The sequence below is a fragment of the Pseudomonas sp. 15C genome (genome assembly GCF_055484735.1).
Window position 1 is genome coordinate 1 of sequence record NZ_JBUDGD010000049.1, and the last position, 20,806, is coordinate 20,806.

Sequence of the window (20,806 nt, forward strand, 5' to 3'; positions counted from 1 at the left end):
TTCCGATCTCTCGTCAGCGGGAGGCGAATTCTACAGCGTTACACGCTGCTGTCAACACCTCTTTTTCAACTTCCTTTCGAGCTTCGATGAACTGAAGCCACTTACCGCCGAAACCTACTTAACTCATTGAATATCAAGGAGTTTTCCGTTTCGACTGCGCCGGAAGTGGGGCGAATTATAGACATCTGAAATTCGCCGTCAACCTCTATTTTCATAAATCTGTCACATCAGTCAAAAAAGTCCACAAACAGGAAGGCCGACCTCAATGAGGTCGGCCTTCTGCGCTTCCGCCGCGCTACTTACAAGCTAGGGAAAGCGAATTGCGAAGCTTCATGGCTGGCACGCTGCGGCCAGCGCTGGGTGATCGCCTTGCGCCGCGTGTAGAAGCGCACGCCATCCGGACCGTAAGCGTGCAAGTCGCCGAACAGCGAACGCTTCCAGCCGCCGAAGCTGTGATAAGCCACTGGCACCGGCAGCGGTACGTTGACGCCGACCATGCCGACTTCGATCTCGTCACAGAACAGACGCGCCGCTTCGCCGTCGCGAGTGAAGATGCAGGTGCCGTTGCCGTATTCATGATCGTTGATCAGTTGCATGGCCTCTTCCAGGCTGTTCACCCGAACCACGCACAGGACCGGACCGAAGATCTCTTCTTTATAGATGCGCATCTCCGGGGTGACGTTGTCGAACAGGCAGCCACCGAGGAAGAAGCCGTCTTCGTGACCGGCCACGCTCAGACCCCGACCATCGACGACCAACGTCGCGCCCGCCGCGACGCCGTCATCGACATAACCGCTGACCTTGTCTCGCGCCTGACCAGTCACCAGCGGCCCCATATCCAGGCCACAGGAAGTGCCAGCACCGATTTTCAGCGCCTTGATCTGCGGCACCAGTTTGGCCACCAACGCATCCGCCACCTGATCACCGACACACACGGCAACGGAGATCGCCATGCAGCGCTCGCCACAAGAACCGTACGCCGCGCCCATCAATGCGCTGACCGCATTATCCAGATCGGCATCCGGCATCAGCACCGCGTGGTTCTTCGCGCCGCCGAGTGCTTGGACGCGTTTGCCGCGCCTGGTGCCTTCGGCGTAGATGTATTCGGCAATCGGCGTCGAGCCGACAAAACTCAGCGCCTTGATTTCCGGCGCTTCGATCAACGCGTCCACCGCTGTCTTGTCACCGTGAACCACGCTCATCACGCCTTTCGGCAAACCGGCTTCCAGAAGCAGTTGAGCGATCAGCAGCGTCGAACTTGGATCGCGCTCGGACGGTTTCAGAATGAAGCAGTTGCCGCAGACGATCGCCAGTGGATACATCCACAGCGGCACCATGGCGGGGAAGTTGAACGGGGTGATCCCGGCCACGATGCCCAAGGGTTGAAAGTCCGACCAGGCATCAATGTTCGGGCCGACGTTGCGGCTGTATTCACCCTTGAGGATTTCCGGGGCGGCGCAGGCGAACTCGACGTTCTCGATGCCGCGCTTCAGCTCACCGGCCGCGTCTTCCAGGGTCTTGCCGTGTTCTTCGCTGATCAATTGTGAGATGCGCGCTTCGTTCTGCTCCAGCAGTTGCTTGAAGCGGAACATCACCTGCGCACGTTTGGCCGGTGGCGTGTTGCGCCACGCCGGGAACGCAGCCTTGGCGGCATCGATGGCTTTCTGGATGGTGGCCTGGCTGGCCAGTGGCAGTTTGTGAATGGCCTGGCCGGTAGACGGGTTGAACACATCCACTGCGCGACCGTTCTCGGTCACCAGTTCGCCATTGATCAAATGCGGAATAACGCTCATCGAACACTCCTGAATTCTGGTGCGCAGACGCCCGCAAGGAGCGCCTGCCATTTGTGCATCTATATAGAAGGAAAAATCAGTCGAGCTTGCTCAGCACTTCGCCGACCGCGTCGAACAGACGGTCAAGGTCTTGCGGCTTGCTGTTGAAGGTTGGGCCGAACTGTAGGGTGTCGCCGCCGAAGCGCACATAGAACCCGGCCTTCCACAGCGCCATGCCCGCTTCGAATGGACGCACGATGGCGTCACCGTCACGACCGGCAATCTGGATCGCGCCGGCCAGACCGTAGTTACGAATGTCGATGACGTTCTTCGCCCCTTTCAAACCGTGCAGCGCGTTTTCGAAATGCGGTGCGACTTCCGCGACGCTCTGCACCAGGTTTTCCTTTTGCAGCAGATCGAGTGCGGCCAGACCAGCCGCGCAGGCCACCGGGTGCGCCGAGTAGGTGTAGCCGTGGGGGAATTCGACCGCGTATTCCGGGGTCGGCTGATTCATGAACGTCTGGTAGATCTCGGAGCTGGCAATCACTGCGCCCATCGGAATCGCGCCGTTGGTGACTTGCTTGGCGATGCACATCAAGTCCGGGGTCACGCCGAAACTGTCGGCGCCGAACATCGAACCGGTGCGACCGAAGCCGGTGATCACTTCGTCGAACACCAGCAGGATGTTGTGCTGATCGCAGATCTCGCGCAGGCGCTTGAGGTAACCCTGCGGCGGCACCAGTACACCGGCGGAACCGGCCATCGGCTCGACAAAGACTGCGGCGATGTTTGACGAATCGTGCAGTTCGATCAGCTTCAGCAGCTCGTCAGCCAACGCAATACCGCCCTGCTCCGGCATGCCACGGGAGAAGGCATTGCTCGCCAGCAAAGTGTGCGGCAGGTGATCGACATCCATCATCGGCTGGCCGAACAGCTTGCGGTTGCCGTTGACGCCACCGAGGCTGGTGCCGGCGATGTTCACGCCGTGATAGCCACGGGCACGACCGATCATTTTGGTTTTGGTCGACTGGCCCTTCAGGCGCCAGTAGGCGCGGACCATTTTCACCGCGGTGTCGGCGCACTCGGAACCGGAGTCGGTGAAGAACACGTGGTTGAGATTGCCCGGGGTCAGCTCGGTGATTTTCTCCGCCAGTTGAAACGACAGCGGATGGCCGTACTGAAAGCCCGGCGAGTAATCGAGGGTGCCCAACTGTTTGGCCACCGCTTCCTGAATTTCCTTGCGGGTGTGCCCGGCGCCGCAGGTCCACAGACCGGACAGCGAATCGTAGATTTTGCGGCCCTTGTCATCGAACAGCCAACTGCCTTCGGCACCGACGATCAGCCGCGGGTCGCGTTGAAAGTTACGGTTGGCGGTGTACGGCATCCAGTGCGCGTCCAGCTTCAGTTGGCTGGCCAGTGGCGACGGCGCGTTTTCAGGCATGTTCATCGGGCAAAACCTCGCAGGGCATAAGCGGCAGGGAGATAAAAAGCGTTATTGCAGCTACGTTGCCACGGCGATAAAGTCCGTGAAATCCAACTTTTCTAACCTTCAGTTAGAACACTGCTAAACAAAGAGCCTAATAAATGAGCAGCCGCCGTCCCGATCCGCTGGCCCAGGTCAGTGACTTTGATATTCGCCTGCTGAGGATTTTTCGCAGCGTGGTGGAATGCGGTGGCTTCTCGGCAGCGGAAACCGTGCTGGGCATCGGTCGCTCGGCGATCAGCCAGCAGATGAGCGATCTGGAGCAGCGCCTCGGGTTGCGCCTGTGCCAACGCGGTCGCGCCGGTTTTTCGCTGACCGAAGAAGGCCGCGAGGTCTATCAATCGGCGCTGCAACTGCTGAGTGCGCTTGAAAGTTTTCGCACCGAGGTCAACGGCCTGCATCAACACTTGCGTGGCGAGTTGATCATCGGCCTGACCGACAACCTCGTCACCCTGCCCCACATGCGCATCACCCACGCTCTGGCGCAGTTGAAGGAGCGCGGGCCGGATGTGCAGATTCAGATCCGCATGATCGCGCCCAATGAAGTCGAGCAAGGCGTGCTCGATGGCCGTCTGCATGTCGGCGTAGTGCCGCAGGCCAGCGTGCTGTCGGGCCTGGAGTATCAGCCGCTGTATAGCGAGCGATCGCTGCTTTATTGCGCGGTGGGGCACCCGTTGTTTTATGTCGATGACAAACAACTCGATGACCAGCGCCTGAACAGCCAGGACGCCATCGCGCCGACGTTCCGTTTACCGGCGGACATCCAGGCGCATTATCAGGCGCTCAATTGCACCGCCAGCGCTTCGGACCGTGAGGGCATGGCTTTCCTGATCCTGACCGGGCGTTACATCGGTTACCTGCCGGATCACTACGCCAGCCTCTGGGTTCAGCAAGGTCGTCTGCGTGCGCTGAAATCCACTACACGGTTCTATGACCTGAGCCTCGCATCGGTCACGCGCAAGGGGCGTCGCCCTCATTTGGTGCTGGAAAGCTTTCTCGAGAGCCTGGCGGCGACGCGCTGAAAACACCTGCCAGGCCCGCAAGCGCTGGGCCGCACAGACAAAAAATCATAATAACCTGAGCAAGTGGACAGCTTTTTGCAGAGCAGGATCAACCCGATCCCTGAACAAGAAGCCCAGCGCCATGCAGCCAGATTCCGATTCGCCCAGTGAACTGATCTACGGCCTCGACGACCGTCCCAAACCCCTCGCGGCGATCCTTGCCGCACTGCAACACGTGCTCGCCAGCTTCGTCGGCATCATCACCCCGCCGCTGGTGATCGGCTCGGCGCTCGGCCTGACCGCGCACCTGCCGTATCTGATCGGCATGGCGCTGATGGTCTCCGGCGTCGGCACCTTTATCCAGGCGCGGCGGCCGTTCGGCATTGGTGCCGGGATGATTTGCCTGCAGGGCACCAGTTTCGCCTTTCTTGGCGCCGTTCTCTCTGCCGGGTTTCTGGTCAAGCAGCGTGGCGGCAGTCCGGAAGACATTCTGGCGATGATTTTCGGTGTGTGTTTTTTCGGTGCACTGGTGCAAATCGTGCTCAGCCGCTTCATCGGCCAGTTGCGACGGGTCGTCACGCCGCTGGTGACCGGTATCGTCATTACCCTGATCGGCATCAGCCTGATCAAGGTCGGCATCACCGATCTGGGCGGTGGTTTCAATGCGCCGGACTTCGGTGCGCCGGGTAATCTGGCGCTGGGCGTATTCGTGTTGCTGACGATCATTCTGCTCAACCGCTCGAACACGCCGTGGGTGCGCCTGTCGGCAATCATCATCGGTCTGGTGCTGGGCAGTCTGGCCGCGTGGTTCAGCGGAAAACTGCTGCCGCAGCCTTTGCCTGACGTGCCGCTGGTGAGTTTTCCCACGCCGTTCAAGTTCGGTTTCAGCTTTGACTGGACAGCTTTCCTGCCAGTCGCGCTGATTTATCTGATCAGCACCATCGAAACCGTCGGCGACCTCACCGCCAATTGCATGCTCGCTCGCCAGCCCATCAGCGGTCCTTCCTATATAAGCCGTTTGCGCGGCGGCGTATTGGGTGATGGCGTGAGCTGCATGATCGCCGCGACGTTCAGCGCATTCCCCAACACCACCTTCGCGCAGAACAACGGCGTGATCCAGTTGACCGGAGTCGCCAGCCGTTACGTCGGCCTGTACATCGGCGCGATTTTGTTCTGCCTCGGCCTGTTCCCGATGATCGGCGCGGTGCTGCAGCAGATCCCGAAACCGGTGCTGGGTGGCGCGACGCTGGTGATGTTCGGCGCCGTTGCAGCGGCCGGGGTGCGCATCCTTGCGCAGTCGCCGCTGGACCGGCGCAGCATGTTGATCATTGCCACTTCGTTCGGTGTCGGCCTGGGCATCGCTGCGCAACCGAACCTGCTGCACCTGTTGCCGAAGCTGGTGCAGAACCTGTTCGACTCGGCGATTACCAGCGGCGGTTTGACCGCCATCGTCCTGTGCCTGCTGCTGCCGGAAAGCCAAACCGCGGCCACTGAAGTGCCGGCCACGCTGAACAAGATCGAACAGGCGTAACGGTTTTATCGCGCAAGGACTTGTCGGATGCCTGTGGGTGCGCTATCAACGCAACTGGTTGCACCCACAGACAAATCCGGAAGTGCCTATGACCTTTGAAGTCCCCGCTCACGGCGGCAAGCCCGCCAGCCGCATTCGTCAGAAGAACGAAGAGACCATTCTCAAAGCCGCCGAAGACGAGTTCGCCCGTCACGGGTTCAAAGGCACCAGCATGAACACCATCGCGCAGAATGCCGGGTTGCCGAAAGCCAACCTGCATTACTACTTCACCAACAAACTCGGTTTGTACGTGGCGGTGCTGAGCAACATCATCGAGTTGTGGGACAGCACCTTTAACACCCTGACCGCCGAGGACGATCCGGCTGAGGCGCTGACCCGCTATATCCGCGCCAAAATGGAGTTCTCACGCCGCCAGCCACAGGCCTCGCGAATATTCGCGATGGAAGTGATCAGCGGCGGCGAATGCCTGACCGAGTATTTCAATCAGGACTATCGCGCCTGGTTCCAGGGCCGCGCCGCCGTGTTCCAGGCCTGGATCGATGCGGGCAAAATGGACCCGGTCGATCCGGTGCACCTGATCTTCCTGCTGTGGGGTAGCACCCAGCATTACGCCGACTTCGCCACACAGATTTGCCGGGTCAGCGGGCGCAGCAAGTTGACCAAACAGGACATGGAAGACGCCGGCAACAACCTGATCCGCATTATCCTCAAGGGCTGCGGCCTCACTCTTTCTGTATAAGACGTTTTATGCCTTTTACCCTCAGCGGTTTTTGCGAGTACCGCGAAGAGATTCGCAAAAGCCGCTTCATCACCCTCGCCGCGCCGATCGACAGCCCAAACGATGCGCAGGCGTTTTTCGAGCAGCACAGCGATCTGAATGCCACGCACAATTGCTGGGCGTGGAAATTCGGCGCGCAATACCGCAGCAGCGATGACGGCGAGCCCGGCGGCACCGCGGGGCGGCCGATTCTGGCGGCGATCGAGGCACAGGATTGCGATCAGGTCGCGGTGTTGGTGATCCGTTGGTACGGTGGCATTCAACTGGGCACGGGAGGTTTGGCGCGGGCATACGGCGGTGGTGCGAACAAATGCCTGCAAGCGGCGGACAAGATCGAACTGATCAGTCGTGTGCCGCTGAGCTGTGCCTGTGGATTTTCCGAACTGGCCCTGGTCAAGCTGCGCGTGGCGGACCTTGGCGGCCTGGTGCTGGAAGAAAATTTCACCGCCAACGGCGTCGAATTGCGGCTGGCACTGGGGGCGGCCCACATCGATTTGCTGCAAAGCCAATTGGCCGATCTGAGTCGCGGACGGATTTTGCTACAGCGCTAGAACGCTGCGAGCTTTTAGGGCGCAGCCGTTTCCCCTTATTCCGCCAAGTTGCCCACATGCGCTGTGCACCCGACTGTGGATAACCTGAGTACATTCGCCTGCAACCCTTCTGTCACGCGGCTTTGCGCAGTTTGTTCACTTTTCGTTCAATTTCTCCGACGAAACGGAAATTCCAAGTCCAAACAATCAGTTAGCGATGTTTAGCACCATTAGAACAAAGCACCGCAGTGCTTATGCCGAGCTTTCTGGCTTGCGCACAATAACTGTGGAACAACCTGTGGATAACCCGTTCATGACCGGCGCTGTCGCAGGTTCTGCCTGCTTCGCAACGGTTTGCTCGTTTTTTGATCAGTTATCCATGAGCAAAACTGGAGCCCGATCAATACCTTTGCGCCGAATTGGTGCTGTGTTTGCGTACTTTTATTAATCCGAAGCTCTACATCAGGCGCCGCCGAACGCGGCCCGCGAGCGTTCCTGACTCAATGGCCAGGAAATTGCTTTATCCACAGGCACAACTCCAAGCAGTCGAGCCTGTCATGCCAATCGCTCCGCCCGTCCCGCGCCTGCAACTGCGCCATATCAGCAAACGCTACCCCGGTTGTCTGGCCAATGACGCCATCGACCTGAGCATTGCACCCGGGGAAATCCATGCCTTGCTCGGCGAAAACGGCGCCGGCAAAAGCACCTTGATGAAGATCATCTACGGCGTCACCCAAGCCGATGCGGGCGACATGCTCTGGCAAGGTCAGTCGGTGAAAATCCGTAACCCGGCGCAGGCGCGGCAGTTGGGAATCGGCATGGTGTTCCAGCATTTCTCGCTGTTCGAAACGCTTAGCGTGGCGCAGAACATTGCACTGGCAATGGGCGCGGCGGCTGGCACGCCGCAACAACTGGCACCGAAGATTGCCGAAGTGTCGCGCCGTTATGGCATGGCGCTGGAGCCGGAACGACTTGTCCACAGCCTGTCGATCGGCGAGCGTCAGCGCGTCGAGATCGTGCGTTGCCTGATGCAGGACATTCGTCTGCTGATCCTCGATGAACCCACCTCGGTGCTGACGCCGCAGGAGGCCGACGAACTGTTCGTCACCCTGCGCCGCCTCGCCGCCGAGGGCTGCAGCATTCTGTTTATCAGCCACAAGCTCGGTGAGGTTCGCGCCCTGTGCCACAGCGCTACGGTATTGCGCGGCGGGCGTGTCGCCGGGCATTGCCGACCGGCCGAATGCTCGGATCAGCAACTGGCGCAATTGATGGTCGGCGAAGCAGCGGCGTTGATCGGTGAATACCCCAAGGTCAGCGGCGGCGCGGCGTTCTTGCAGGTGAACGGCTTGAGCTGGCACAACCCGGACCCATTCGGCTGCTCGTTGCGCGATATCGACTTGCAGGTACGCAGCGGAGAAATCGTCGGCATCGCCGGGGTGGCCGGCAATGGTCAGGATGAATTGCTGGCGCTGCTCAGTGGCGAACGGCGCTTGCCTCGAACAGACGCCGCCACCATTCGATTCGGCGCGCAAAACGTTGCCGATCTACGCCCGGATGCGCGGCGCAAACTCGGTCTGGCGTTCGTCCCGGCCGAACGTCTTGGCCACGGCGCAGTGCCGGAATTGAGCCTGGCCGATAACGCTTTATTGACCGCTTTTCAGCAGGGATTGGTCAGCCGCGGCATGATCAAGCGCAGCAAACTTGAAACCTTTGCTGAGCAAATCATCCAGCGCTTCGGCGTGAAAACCCCAGACACGCAGACCGCCGCGCGCAGCCTGTCTGGCGGCAATCTGCAGAAATTCATTCTCGGCCGGGAAATTCTCCAGCAACCGAACCTGTTGATCGCCGCACATCCGACCTGGGGCGTCGACGTTGGCGCTGCGGCGACCATCCACCGAGCATTGATTGCGCTGCGCGATGCCGGCGCGGCGATTCTCGTGATCTCCGAAGACCTCGACGAGCTGTTCCAGATCAGCGACCGCCTCGGCGCGTTGTGCGGCGGGCGTCTGTCGCCGCTCCAGGACACTGGCGAAACGCAGCTCAGCGACGTCGGCGGCTGGATGGCCGGGCAGTTCGCGCACTCACCTTCATCAGCCACGGTTTAACGGAGCTTTCCTGACATGCTGCTTTCCCTCGAACCGCGTGGCCAGCAATCGCGCCTGATGCTCTGGTGCTCGCCGTTACTGGCCGCCGTGCTGACCCTGGCGTGCGGCTCGCTGCTGTTCATCGCCCTCGGCCACGACCCGCTGCAAACCTTGCACACGCTGCTGATCGTGCCGGTCAGCGATCTGTACGGCGTCTCTGAATTGCTGGTCAAGGCGCTGCCGATTCTGCTCTGCGCACTCGGTCTGGCGGTGGCCTATCAGGCGCGAATCTGGAACATCGGCGCCGAAGGTCAATTGCTCCTCGGCGCCCTCACCGGCAGCGCCGTGGCGGTGCACATCATCGACTGGCAAAGCCGTTGGGCGCTGGTGCTGATTCTGCTCGTCGGCATGCTCGCCGGCGCCGCTTGGGCCGGGCTGACGGCGTGGTTGCGCACGCGCTTCAACGCCAATGAAATTCTCACCAGCATCATGCTCAACTACATCGCACTGAACCTGCTGCTGTTCTGCGTGCACGGGCCGCTGAAGGACCCGGCCGGGTTCAACTTTCCCGAGTCGGCGATGTTCGGCGACGCCAGCCGGTTGCCACTGTTGCTCGAAGATGGCCGCGTGCATGCCGGGGTGTATTTCGCCCTGCTCGCGTTGGTGGCGGTGTGGGTGCTGTTGCAGAAAAGCTTTATCGGTTTCCAGATCAAAGTGCTCGGTCTGGACAAGCGTGCGGCAGGATTCGTGGGTTTTCGCGAGAAACGTTTGATCTGGCTGGCGCTGCTGATCAGCGGCGGCCTGGCGGGGCTTGCCGGAGTCAGCGAAGTCACCGGGCCGATTGGCCAATTGGTCCCGCAGGTCTCGCCGGGGTATGGCTATGCGGCGATCACCGTGGCGTTTCTCGGCCGGCTCAATCCAATCGGCATCGTGTTTTCCAGTCTGTTGATGGCGCTGCTGTACCTCGGCGGCGAGAGCGCACAGATGACCCTCAATTTGCCGCAGGCGATCACTCAGTTGTTTCAGGGAATGATGCTGTTTTTCCTGCTCGCCTGTGACGTGTTGATCCTCTATCGGCCGCGCCTGAATCGGCGCTGGACCCGACGCACGTCGACCACCGCCGTAACTGCCGGAGCGCTGTGATGGACATCGATCTGTTGAGCAATATTTTTTACGCCATGGTGCGCTGCGGCACGCCGCTGTTGCTGGTGGCGCTGGGTGAACTGATCTGCGAAAAGAGCGGCGTGCTCAACCTGGGTCAGGAAGGGATGATGCTGTTTGGTGCGGTGATCGGCTTTATCGTCGCGCTCAGCAGCGGCAACCTGTGGCTGGGCGTGCTGCTGGCGATGCTCGCGGGGATGCTGCTCTCGTCGCTGTTTGCCCTGGTCGCCTTGGTGTTCAACGCCAATCAGGTCGCGACCGGGTTGGCGCTGACGATTTTTGGTGTCGGGCTATCGACCTTTGTCGGCGCGGCCTGGGTGGGCAAACCGCTGGCCGGGTTTGAGCCGTTGGCGATTCCGTACCTGAGTGACATTCCGCTGCTCGGGCGCATGCTGTTCGCCCAGGATCTGCTGGTGTACCTGTCGTTCGCGCTGTTTGCGCTGGTGGCGTGGGTGATCATCAAGAGCCGTGTCGGGCTGATCATTCAAGCGGTCGGCGAAAACCCCGATGCGGCCAGCGCGATGGGTTTGCCGGTGCTGACTGTGCGTACCCTGGCGGTGCTGTTTGGCGGGGCGATGGCCGGACTGGCCGGGGCCTATCTGTCGCTGGCGTACACGCCGATGTGGGCGGAAAACATGACCGCCGGGCGCGGCTGGATTGCCCTGGCGCTGGTGGTGTTTGCCAGTTGGCGGGTGTGGCGGTTGTTGCTCGGCGCGTATCTGTTCGGCCTCGCCAGCATCCTGCATCTGGTGGCGCAGGGCTTGGGGCTGGCGATTCCTTCAAGCCTGCTGGCGATGCTGCCGTATGTGGCGACGATTATCGTGTTGGTGCTGTTGTCGCGGGATGCGTTGCGTACGCGGTTGTATGCGCCGGTGTCGTTGGGGCAGCCGTGGCAGGCAGGGCATTGATGTTGTCAGAGCGGGCCTGCTCGCGAAAGCGTCCGCATAGGGGAAGCCAGCACGACAAGGGCTGGGGTATGCTCCGGTCGCTGCCTCTTTTGCGCCGGGCGCTGCAACTTCGGCTCGGGCAGGCCTGTCCATTGAATCCTGAACGCTGACAATCAAGGAACCCATCATGTCTCAGGCAAAAAACGCACTGATCATCGGTGCCTCTCGGGGTTTGGGCCTCGGGCTGGTGAAAACCCTGCTGGCCGATGGCTGGCAAGTCACCGCCACTGTGCGCAATCCGCAGAACGCCGAGGCGCTGCAAGCGCTGGGCAGCGTGCGGATCGAGAAGCTCGACATGGATGATCAGCAAGCGGTGATCGCCCTCAGTCAGCAATTGAAGGGCGAAACGTTCGACCTGCTGTTCGTCAATGCCGGGGTCAAGGGCCCGGATGTACAGACCCCGGGCGGCGCGACCCTGGCCGAAGTCGGCAAGCTGTTTTTCACCAACGCAGTGGCGCCAATCAATCTGGCCCAGCGCTTTGCCGGGCAGATCCGCGACGGCAGCGGCGTGCTGGCGTTCATGAGTTCCGGACTCGGCAGCGTGACGGTGCCCGATGCACCGGAGCTGGCGTTGTACAAGGCGAGCAAAGCTGCGCTGAACTCGATGACCAACACCTTCGTCACGCAACTGGGCGAGCAGAAACTGACCGTGCTGTCGCTGCATCCGGGCTGGGTGAAAACCGACATGGGCGGCGACGGCGCTGACCTCGACGTGGAAACCAGCACCCGTGGGCTGATTGATCAGGTCAACGCGTTCAGCGGCAAGGGCGGGCATCATTTCGTCAATTACAAGGGTGAAACGATTCCCTGGTAAGCCCTGATAATCCCTGTAGGAGTGAGCCTGCTCGCGATTGCGCAATGTCAGTTGGAGCATTGATGTCTGACACATCGCAATCGCGAGCAGGCTCACTCCTGCAAGGGATCGGGTTGTCTGGTCGGGTCGGGCTTGCCCGGCGCGGCGATTTGTTTGAAACTGCGCTCCTCGCCGTCGCGGCGAACCTGGATCAGCAGACAGGGCAACACTGAGCTGGCAACCCTGAACCCAACTTTCAGAGGAGCCGGCGACCATGCCTGCGACCCGTATCTGGTTAAAAAACCCCCTCGCCATTTTCACGGCCAACGCGCTCGATGCCCGTGGCGGTCTGGTCTTGCAAGACGGTGTGATCGTCGAAGTGCTTGCTGCCGGCCAGCAACCCTCGGCGCCGTGCAGCGAAGTGTTCGATGCCCGCGAGCATGTGATCCTGCCGGGGCTGATCAACACCCACCACCACTTCTATCAAACCCTGACCCGCGCCTGGGCGCCGGTGGTCAATCAGCCGTTGTTCCCGTGGTTGAAAACCCTCTACCCGGTATGGGCACGTCTGACTCCGGAAAAACTCGCCCTCGCGACCAAAGTGGCATTGGCCGAGCTGCTGCTGTCGGGCTGCACCACCGCCGCTGACCATCATTATCTGTTCCCGGACGGCCTGGAAAACGCCATCGACGTGCAAGTCGAAACCGTGCGCGAACTGGGCATGCGCGCCATGCTCACCCGCGGTTCGATGAGCCTTGGCGAGAAGGACGGCGGTCTGCCTCCGCAGCAGACCGTGCAGGAAGGCCAGGTGATTCTCGATGACAGTCAGCGCCTGATTCACGAGTACCACGAACGCGGCGACGGCGCGCAGATCCAGATCGCCCTCGCACCGTGTTCGCCATTCTCGGTAACGCCGGAAATCATGTCGGCCAGCGCCGAACTGGCGAACACGCTCGACGTGCGCCTGCACACGCACCTGGCCGAAACCCTCGACGAAGAAGATTTCTGCCTGCAGCGTTTCGGCCTGCGCACCGTCGATTATCTGGACAGCGTCGGCTGGCTCGGCCCGCGCACCTGGCTGGCCCACGGCATCCACTTCAACCCGGACGAAATCGCTCGTCTTGGTCAGGCCGGCACTGGCATCTGCCACTGCCCGAGTTCGAACATGCGCCTGGCGTCGGGCATCTGCCCAAGTATCGACCTGACCGACGCCGGCGCGTTGTTCGGGCTGGGCGTTGACGGTTCGGCGTCCAACGACGCCTCGAACATGATCCTCGAAGCGCGTCAGGCGCTGTACATCCAGCGCCTGCGTTATGGCGCCGAAAAGATCACCCCGGAGCGCGTGCTGGGCTGGGCGACCAAGGGCTCGGCGAGTTTGCTGGGCCGCAGCGATATCGGTGAACTGGCGGTCGGCAAGCAGGCGGATCTGGCGTTGTTCAAGCTCGACGAGTTGCGCTTCTCCGGCAGTCACGACCCGATTTCGGCGCTGCTGCTGTGCGGCGCGGACCGTGCCGATCGGGTGATGATTGGTGGCAAGTGGCGTGTGGTGGATGGTCAGGTTGAAGGGCTGGATCTCAAAGGCCTGATCGCCGATCACAGCCAGGCGGCGCGGCAGCTGATCGCCGGGACCTGATTCAACACTGATCAAACCTGTGGGAGCCAGCCTGCTGGCGATTACGGTGGGTCAGCAACAGAAATGTTGACTGATGCACCGTTATCGCCAGCAGGCTGGCTCCCACATTTGTTTGTGGTGTTTCAGAGGCCGAGCAGGGACAGCATGATGAACGTCGCAAACAGCACAAAGTGGGTCATGCCTTCGATGGCATTGGTCTCGCCGTCGTTGAGGTTGATTGCGCTAACGATCAGGGTGATGAAGATCATCACCGTCTGCACCGGGGTCATCGCCATCTGAAACGGCTGGCCGGTGTACAGCGCCATGGCCTCCATCACCGGCACAGTCAGGATCACCGTCGACAGTGACGCCCCCATCGCAATATTGACCACTGACTGCATGCGGTTTGCCAGTGCCGCGCGCAATGCCGTGAGAATTTCCGGCGCTGCGGAAATCGCCGCCACCAGAATCGCCGTGATCACCGGCGGCGCCCCGGTGCCTTCCAGGCCGAGATCAAGGGTCTTGGACATGATCTCGGCGAGCGCACCGATCACCACCACACCGCCGACCAGAATGCCGATCGACAGGCCCAGGCTCAGCGGTTTCGGTTCTTGCTCGATCGGTTCTTTCTTGCGTCGCTTGTCCGGGTAGCTGTAGCTGAAAAAATAGCTGTGCGGCCCGACCTGCATGCGCAGGAACAAGGCGTAAAGCACCACCATCGCGCCAATGGTGAACGCCGAATAGAGCTTCCAGTTCGCTTCGGGAATGAACTCCGGCACCACCATCGACACGCCCATGGCGGTGAGGATCATCACGCTGTAACTGCGCGCCGAATCGTCGTTGTAGGACTGCTCGCCGTGCTTGATCCCGCCCATCAGCGCGGCGAGGCCGAGGATGCCGTTGATGTCCAGCATCACCGCCGAATAGATGGTGTCCCGCACCAGCGTGGGCGAAGCTTCGTTGCTCATCATGATCGCCAAGATCACCACCTCCACCAGCACGGCGGCGAGGGTCAGGATCATCGTGCCGTAAGGGTCGCCGACTTTTTCCGCGAGCAGTTCGGCGTGGTGGGCGACGCGCATCGAAGCGGCGACGATGAAGCCGATCAGCACCAGCCCGCCGACCAGCGCGACGATCTGGCCGCTGTGCAGCAACCAGTGTTCCAGCGGATAAGCGATGCACGCGGCAATGATTGCCAGCAGCAGAAAGCTTTCTAGTTTGAGGATCGAGAACATGGTGGGCCTTTTGCCGAAAGGAGCTGATGAAGCTACTGACTGCCGGGCGGCGCTAACGTTTCGTTACATCTTCGCGCACCAAGCCATGGCGGTGCTTCGGCGGGTGCACCTTTATCGGCCCTGATGGCCCTATCGCGAGCAGGCGAAGGCCTACATTTGAAATGCATTCCCCTGTAGGCCTTCGCCTGCTCGCGATAGCCATCACACAGTTCCGGATTGTTTGTTGTCCTGTTGGTCAGCAATTTGCATTGGCCCTGGGCACACACAACAAAACGGAGCTCCACTTCATGCAAATACGTCCGCTGCACAAACTGCTGTGCGCCGCCATCGGTCTGGGCATCAGCCTGAGCGCCAGCGCTGCCGATCCGCTGAAAGTCGGTTTCGTTTACATCGGCCCGATCGGTGACCACGGCTGGACGTATCAGCATGAACAGGGGCGCAAGGCGCTGGCGGAAAAGTTCGGCAGCCAGATCACCACCAACTATGTGGAGAACGTCGCCGAAGGCGCCGATGCCGAACGGGTGATCCGCAACATGGCCAAGGACAAGTACGACCTGATATTCACCACCTCCTTCGGCTACATGAACCCCACCGTGAAAGTCGCCAAGCAGTTTCCCAAGGTGACCTTCGAACACGCCACCGGCTACAAGCAGGACAAGAACCTTGGCACCTATCTGGCGCGCACTTATGAGGGGCGTTACGTCGGCGGCTTCCTTGCGGCGAAGATGACCAAGAGCAAAAAGATCGGCTACGTCGCCTCGTTCCCGATCCCGGAAGTGATCCGCGACATCAACGCCATTCAACTGGCCCTGAACAAATACAACCCCGGCACCGAGATCAAAGTGGTCTGGGTCAACTCGTGGTTCGATCCGGGCAAGGAAGCCGATGCAGCCAACGCGCTGATCGATCAGGGCGTCGACGTGGTGTTCCAGCACACCGACAGCCCAGCGCCGATTCAGGCCGCGGAACGTCGTGGCGTGTACGCGGTGGGTTACGCCTCGGACATGGCGCACTTCGGCCCGAAAGCGGTGCTGACCTCGATCGTCAACGACTGGGCGCCGCACTACATCCAGGCGACGCAAAGCGTGATCGATCACACCTGGAAACCGCAGGATTACTGGGGCGGACTGAAGGAAGGCACGGTTGAACTGCCGATCAGCGACCTGGTGCCGGCACCGGTAAAAGCCGAGGCCGAGCAGATCATCGCTGACATCAAAAGCGGTGCGCTGCAGCCGTTCACCGGGCCGATCAAGGATCAGGCCGGCGTGGAGAAAATCCCGGCGGGTGTGAGTGCAACGAATGCCGAACTGGCGTCGATGGACTACTACGTGGAAGGCATGAAGGCCGAAATGCCGAAGTAATCTCGGCCCCACCACCATTCCCCTGTAGGAGTGAGCCTGCTCGCGATAGCGGTGTGTCAGTCTAGGTATCCGCTCATGACACACCGCTATCGCGAGCAGGCTCACTCCTACATCTGATCTTCAGCGTGTTCAAGGATTGCGTATGAATCAGCTTCCGATCATCGACATCAGCCCGCTCTACGCCGACAACGAAAACGCCTGGCCCGCCGTCGCCGCGCAAATCGATCAGGCCTGCCGCGAGTGGGGCTTCTTCTACATCAAGGGTCACCCGATTTCCGCGCAGCGCATCAGTGCCCTGCTCGATCATGCGCAACGCTTTTTCGCCCGGCCCGCGGCGGAAAAACTCCAGATCGACATTACCCAGACTCGCCATCACCGCGGCTACGGCGCCATCGCCACCGAACAGCTCGATCCGGACAAACCCAGCGATCTGAAAGAAACCTTCGACATGGGCCTGCACCTGCCCGCTGATCATCCCGAGGTACTCGCCGAAAAACCGTTGCGCGGGCCTAACCGCCATCCGGCGCAGGCAGGCTGGGTTGAATTGATGGAGCAGCATTACTCAGACATGCAGGCGCTGGCGCAGACGCTGTTGCGGGCGATGACCGTGGCGCTGGGAATCGAGCGCGATTTCTTCGACAGCCGCTTCGTTGACCCGGTCAGCGTGCTGCGCATGATTCACTATCCGCCGCGCCACACCGCCAGTTCCGCCGAGCAGCAAGGTGCCGGCGCGCACACCGATTACGGCTGCATCACCCTGCTCTATCAGGACAGCGCCGGCGGCTTGCAGGTCAAGAATGTAAGGGGCGAATGGATCGACGCGCCGCCGATTGGCGGTACCTTTGTGGTCAACCTTGGCGACATGATGGCGCGCTGGAGCAACGACCGTTATCGCTCGACACCGCACCGGGTGATCAGTCCGCTCGGGGTCGACCGCTATTCGATGCCGTTCTTTGCCGAGCCACATCCGGACACCCGCATCGAATGCCTGCCCGGTTGCCAGGACACACAGCACCCGGCGAAATATCCGACCACCACCTGCGCCGAATTCCTGCTGTCGCGCTTTGCCGATACTTACGCTTACCGGCGTGAGCAAGAGGCGGTGTGATGGATCGCTTGGTCAGGTTTTGCCAATTGTTTCGGCGAGCATCTGTAGAATGCCGTCATTGCACCTGATGAGAAAAGACTATGTACGACTGGCTCAACGCCTTGCCGAAGGCTGAACTGCACCTGCATCTGGAAGGCTCGCTGGAGCCCGAGCTGCTGTTCGCCCTGGCCGAGCGCAACAAGATCGCCCTGCCGTGGAACGACGTGGAAACCCTGCGCAAGGCTTACGCCTTCAACAACCTGCAGGAATTTCTCGACCTGTATTACCAGGGCGCCGACGTGCTGCGCACCTCGCAGGACTTCTACGATCTGACCTGGGCCTACCTGCTGCGCTGCAAAGAACAGAACGTGATTCACACCGAACCGTTCTTCGACCCGCAGACCCATACCGACCGTGGCATTCCCTTCGAAGTGGTGCTCAACGGCATCGCGGCGGCGCTGAAGGATGGCGAGACGCAACTGGGCATTACCAGCGGTTTGATCCTGAGCTTCCTGCGCCATCTGAGCGAAGCAGAAGCCGAGAAAACCCTCGATCAGGCGCTGCCGTTCCGCGATGCGTTCGTTGCGGTCGGCCTGGACAGTTCCGAGATGGGCCACCCGCCGAGCAAATTCCAGCGCGTGTTTGATCGCGCCCGCCACGAAGGCTTCCTGACCGTCGCCCATGCGGGTGAAGAAGGCCCACCGGAGTACATCTGGGAAGCCATCGACCTGCTGAAAATCCAGCGCATCGACCACGGCGTGCGCGCCATCGAAGACGAGCGCCTGATGCAGCGGATCATCGACGAGCAGATTCCGCTGACCGTCTGCCCGCTGTCGAACACCAAGCTCTGCGTGTTCGATCACATGTCGCAGCACAACATCCTCGACATGCTCGAGCGCGGCGTGAAGGTCACGGTGAACTCGGATGACCCGGCGTACTTCGGTGGTTATGTGACCGAGAACTTCCATGCGTTGCATGAACACCTCGGCATGACCCGGGATCAGGCCAAGCGCCTAGCGCAGAACAGCCTGGATGCGCGCCTGGTAAAACCCTAAGCCTCACCGCAAATCCCTTGTAGGAGTGAGCCTGCTCGCGATGGCGGTGTGTCAGTTGGATTATTTTTATCTGACACTCCGCTATCGCGAGCAGGCTCACTCCTACAGTTGGATCTGTGTTTAGCCTGGGATTTGGGTTTCAGTCAGCTCCTCAAGGGTTTTGCCCCGCGTCTCCATTCCGAACAGCCACACCACCCCCGCCGCGATTGCAAAGCATGCCGCGCCCAGCGCAAACACCCCGCCCTGCCCGGTAATCGGGAATACCAGCCCGGTGACCAGAGGTCCGAGCAGCGAGCCGACCCGGCCAATCGCCGAGGCAAAGCCTGAACCGGTGGCGCGTGCCGACGTCGGGTACAACTCGGGCGTGTAGGTGTAGAGCACCGCCCACATGCCGAACAGAAAGAACTGCATCAGCAACCCGGTACTGATCAGCAGCGCGACGTTGCCGCCGAACACCGCACTCTGCCCGTACAGAAACGCCATCACGCCCCCGCCAAGCAGCGTTACGATGCACACCGGTTTGCGCCCCCAGCGCTCCACCAGCCAGGCGGCCATGAGAAAGCCCGGAATCCCGCCCAGCGAAATCAGCACCGTGTAATACACCGACTGCGTCACGGCAAACCCCGACTGTTGCAGCAACGCGCTGAGCCACGAGGTCAGCCCGTAAAAGCCGAGCAAGGCGAAAAACCACAGGCTCCAGATCATCGTCGTGCGCTGGCGATACTGCGGCGACCAGATCTGCTTCAGCGCAGCGAAGAAATTGCCCGGTGGCGTCACGGTGCGCGGCAAGCGCAGCGGTTCAGGTAGTGCCGCACCGCCAAGCGAAGCACGCACCCGCGCTTCAATACCGTTCAACACCTTGTCCGCGTCGGCGTCGCGCCCGGCCTGTTCCAGCCAGCGTGGCGACTCGGGAATGAAAAAGCGGATCGCCAAAACAAACACCGCTGGCACCGCCAGCACCAGAAAGATGTCGCGCCAGCCAATCACCGGCAGCAGAAAGTAAGACAACACGCCGGCCGCGACGAAACCGAGCGGCCAGAAACCATCCATCAAGGCGATATAGCGCCCGCGACGTTGCGCCGGAATCAGCTCCGACAGCATCGACTGGGCAATCGGGAATTCCATGCCCATGCCGATCCCCAACAGGATGCGGAACAGGGTCAGTGTCTCGACCGTTTGCGCCGTCGAACACAGATAACTGGCCACGCCCCAGAGCACGATGCTCCACTGAAATACCGGCTTGCGTCCGAAGCGATCGGCGAGCATCCCCGACAGCGAGGCGCCCAGCACCATGCCGAAAAAACTCGAACTGGCGAGCAGTCCGGCCTGTGCGCTGCTCAGGCCGAACTCGGCTTTGATCGAGCCGAGCAGGAACGTCATCATCGCCAGGTCCATGGAGTCGAAGAAAAACGCCAGGGCGATGATGATGAAAATGATCCGGTGATAACCGCTGATCGGCAGGCGTTCCAGACGTTCTGCCGCGCTGTAGCGCTGTGTTTGCATGCTGCTTCCCCCCTCCGAAATATCCCCGGAACGAGTGTGCGCGATAGCGATTCGGCGTTGCTGCTGGATGCGACCTGTTCGCAGCCATCAACGACGCGAGATACGCAGGTGCAATTCGGGCAGCCTGCGTACACCGCTCTGCTACGCCAGTTCCAGCTCGGTGTCTTTGGCGAAACGGTGCAATTCGCGTTGCCCGGTGGCCGTCAGTTGCAAGGCTCGGGAGTCGTTGGGCAACGTCAGCCAGCCGGACTGCATGAACAACTGCAGCAATGCCGCGCCGAGTGAACCGCCCATGTGCGGACGCCGCTCACTCCAGTCCGGGCAGGCACAAGCCACTTGCACGTTGCGATGGGCCAACGCCTGAATGAACACGCCACGGTCGGCCAGCAACCTGGCGCCCTTTTGGGTCACCGCGACGCGATGCTCCAACTGCTCGACCCAGCCGGCATCGAGCAGGCGCTGGTACAGATCGGCGGCCAGCGTACCGCCCAGGTGATCGTCACAAAACCGTGCGCGCAACAGCGACGACGGTGCGGTCTGCGGTTTGGCCAGCGGCGTGCTGCGCTTGAACACCTCGGGAACCTCGCGCGGCGCACTGGCGATGGTGGCGCTGGCGAGAGCTTCTATCGCCGCGCCGACCTCGGGCGCCGCGAGGCGGAAAAACCGCTTGCGACCACGGACTTCGACCCTCAACAGACCACCGGTGGCCAGGCGCGTCAGGTGCGCACTGGCCGAGGACGGCGATAGCCCCGCCTGTAGCGCAAGCTCCTCGGTCTGCCGCGCCGCGCCATCCATCAACGCCCACATCATCGCGCTGCGCTTGGGGTCGGCCAGCAACGTGGCGATCTGGCTGATGCAAGGTGCATGTTCCAT

The 20,806-nt window shown here is 61.0% G+C and carries 17 protein-coding genes; 12 read left to right on the forward strand and 5 right to left on the reverse strand.

Features of this window, described 5'->3' with window-relative positions; all coding sequences use genetic code 11:
* Window positions 1-299: 299 nt before the first annotated feature.
* Window positions 300-1,793 carry a CoA-acylating methylmalonate-semialdehyde dehydrogenase gene (locus tag ACYYKW_RS20810; RefSeq protein WP_093104948.1) on the reverse strand — a complete coding sequence of 498 codons (1,494 nt, stop codon included), beginning with the start codon at window positions 1,791-1,793 and terminating at the stop codon, window positions 300-302.
* Window positions 1,794-1,869: 76 nt separating this feature from the next.
* Window positions 1,870-3,219 (reverse strand): omega-aminotransferase AptA, encoded by a 1,350-nt coding sequence (gene aptA / locus ACYYKW_RS20815; RefSeq protein WP_464991021.1) that lies wholly within the window; start codon window positions 3,217-3,219, stop codon window positions 1,870-1,872.
* Between the two features lie 137 nt (window positions 3,220-3,356).
* Between aptA and ACYYKW_RS20820 the strand changes: the two genes are divergently transcribed.
* The 9 genes from ACYYKW_RS20820 to ACYYKW_RS20860 all read left to right on the forward strand — a co-directional run bounded on the left by ACYYKW_RS20820 (window position 3,357) and on the right by ACYYKW_RS20860 (window position 13,713).
* On the forward strand, window positions 3,357-4,277 hold the full coding sequence (locus tag ACYYKW_RS20820) for a LysR family transcriptional regulator (RefSeq protein WP_464991022.1): 921 nt from the start codon (window positions 3,357-3,359) through the stop codon (window positions 4,275-4,277).
* A gap of 121 nt (window positions 4,278-4,398) precedes the next feature.
* Window positions 4,399-5,787, forward strand: coding sequence for a uracil-xanthine permease family protein (locus tag ACYYKW_RS20825; protein WP_464991023.1), 1,389 nt, complete (start codon window positions 4,399-4,401; stop codon window positions 5,785-5,787).
* Window positions 5,788-5,875: 88 nt separating this feature from the next.
* A complete protein-coding gene (locus ACYYKW_RS20830) occupies window positions 5,876-6,526 on the forward strand; it encodes a TetR/AcrR family transcriptional regulator (protein ID WP_464991024.1) in 651 nt (216 codons plus the stop codon).
* Between the two features lie 8 nt (window positions 6,527-6,534).
* The gene (locus ACYYKW_RS20835) at window positions 6,535-7,116 is read left to right on the forward strand and encodes an IMPACT family protein (protein ID WP_464991025.1); all 582 of its coding nucleotides are present in this window, start codon (window positions 6,535-6,537) and stop codon (window positions 7,114-7,116) included.
* A 536-nt stretch (window positions 7,117-7,652) separates the two neighbouring features.
* On the forward strand, window positions 7,653-9,200 hold the full coding sequence (locus ACYYKW_RS20840; RefSeq protein ID WP_464991026.1) for an ABC transporter ATP-binding protein: 1,548 nt from the start codon (window positions 7,653-7,655) through the stop codon (window positions 9,198-9,200).
* A 15-nt stretch (window positions 9,201-9,215) separates the two neighbouring features.
* Window positions 9,216-10,322: an ABC transporter permease gene (locus ACYYKW_RS20845; RefSeq protein ID WP_336357158.1), complete on the forward strand. Its 1,107-nt coding sequence runs from the start codon at window positions 9,216-9,218 to the stop codon at window positions 10,320-10,322.
* Entirely contained in the window at window positions 10,322-11,248 is a 927-nt protein-coding gene (locus ACYYKW_RS20850; protein WP_464991027.1) for an ABC transporter permease, read from the forward strand. Before ACYYKW_RS20845 ends, ACYYKW_RS20850 begins: the two co-directional genes overlap by 1 nt.
* Window positions 11,249-11,414: 166 nt before the next feature.
* Window positions 11,415-12,101 carry an SDR family oxidoreductase gene (locus ACYYKW_RS20855; RefSeq protein WP_206414811.1) on the forward strand — a complete coding sequence of 229 codons (687 nt, stop codon included), beginning with the start codon at window positions 11,415-11,417 and terminating at the stop codon, window positions 12,099-12,101.
* Between the two features lie 253 nt (window positions 12,102-12,354).
* Window positions 12,355-13,713, forward strand: coding sequence for an 8-oxoguanine deaminase (locus tag ACYYKW_RS20860; protein ID WP_208938833.1), 1,359 nt, complete (start codon window positions 12,355-12,357; stop codon window positions 13,711-13,713).
* A 122-nt stretch (window positions 13,714-13,835) separates the two neighbouring features.
* Here ACYYKW_RS20860 and ACYYKW_RS20865 read toward each other — a convergent pair whose 3' ends face one another.
* Window positions 13,836-14,927 (reverse strand): calcium:cation antiporter, encoded by a 1,092-nt coding sequence (locus tag ACYYKW_RS20865; RefSeq protein WP_464991028.1) that lies wholly within the window; start codon window positions 14,925-14,927, stop codon window positions 13,836-13,838.
* Window positions 14,928-15,214: 287 nt separating this feature from the next.
* Here ACYYKW_RS20865 and ACYYKW_RS20870 point away from each other — a divergent pair, with 287 nt between their 5' ends.
* From ACYYKW_RS20870 to ACYYKW_RS20880, 3 genes are all read left to right on the forward strand, one after another.
* Window positions 15,215-16,288, forward strand: a complete 1,074-nt coding sequence (locus tag ACYYKW_RS20870) for a BMP family ABC transporter substrate-binding protein (RefSeq protein WP_464991029.1) — start codon at window positions 15,215-15,217, stop codon at window positions 16,286-16,288.
* Window positions 16,289-16,430: 142 nt separating this feature from the next.
* The gene (locus tag ACYYKW_RS20875; protein ID WP_464991030.1) at window positions 16,431-17,396 is read left to right on the forward strand and encodes a 2-oxoglutarate and iron-dependent oxygenase domain-containing protein; all 966 of its coding nucleotides are present in this window, start codon (window positions 16,431-16,433) and stop codon (window positions 17,394-17,396) included.
* Between the two features lie 80 nt (window positions 17,397-17,476).
* Window positions 17,477-18,430, forward strand: a complete 954-nt coding sequence (locus ACYYKW_RS20880) for an adenosine deaminase (RefSeq protein WP_464991031.1) — start codon at window positions 17,477-17,479, stop codon at window positions 18,428-18,430.
* Window positions 18,431-18,550: 120 nt separating this feature from the next.
* Here the strand turns inward: ACYYKW_RS20880 and ACYYKW_RS20885 are convergent, their stop codons facing one another.
* Both ACYYKW_RS20885 and ACYYKW_RS20890 read right to left on the reverse strand, forming a co-directional pair.
* Window positions 18,551-19,933: an MFS transporter gene (locus ACYYKW_RS20885; RefSeq protein ID WP_090281174.1), complete on the reverse strand. Its 1,383-nt coding sequence runs from the start codon at window positions 19,931-19,933 to the stop codon at window positions 18,551-18,553.
* A 141-nt stretch (window positions 19,934-20,074) separates the two neighbouring features.
* Complete coding sequence (locus ACYYKW_RS20890) at window positions 20,075-20,806, reverse strand: ArsR/SmtB family transcription factor (protein WP_090281171.1); 732 nt, start codon at window positions 20,804-20,806, stop codon at window positions 20,075-20,077.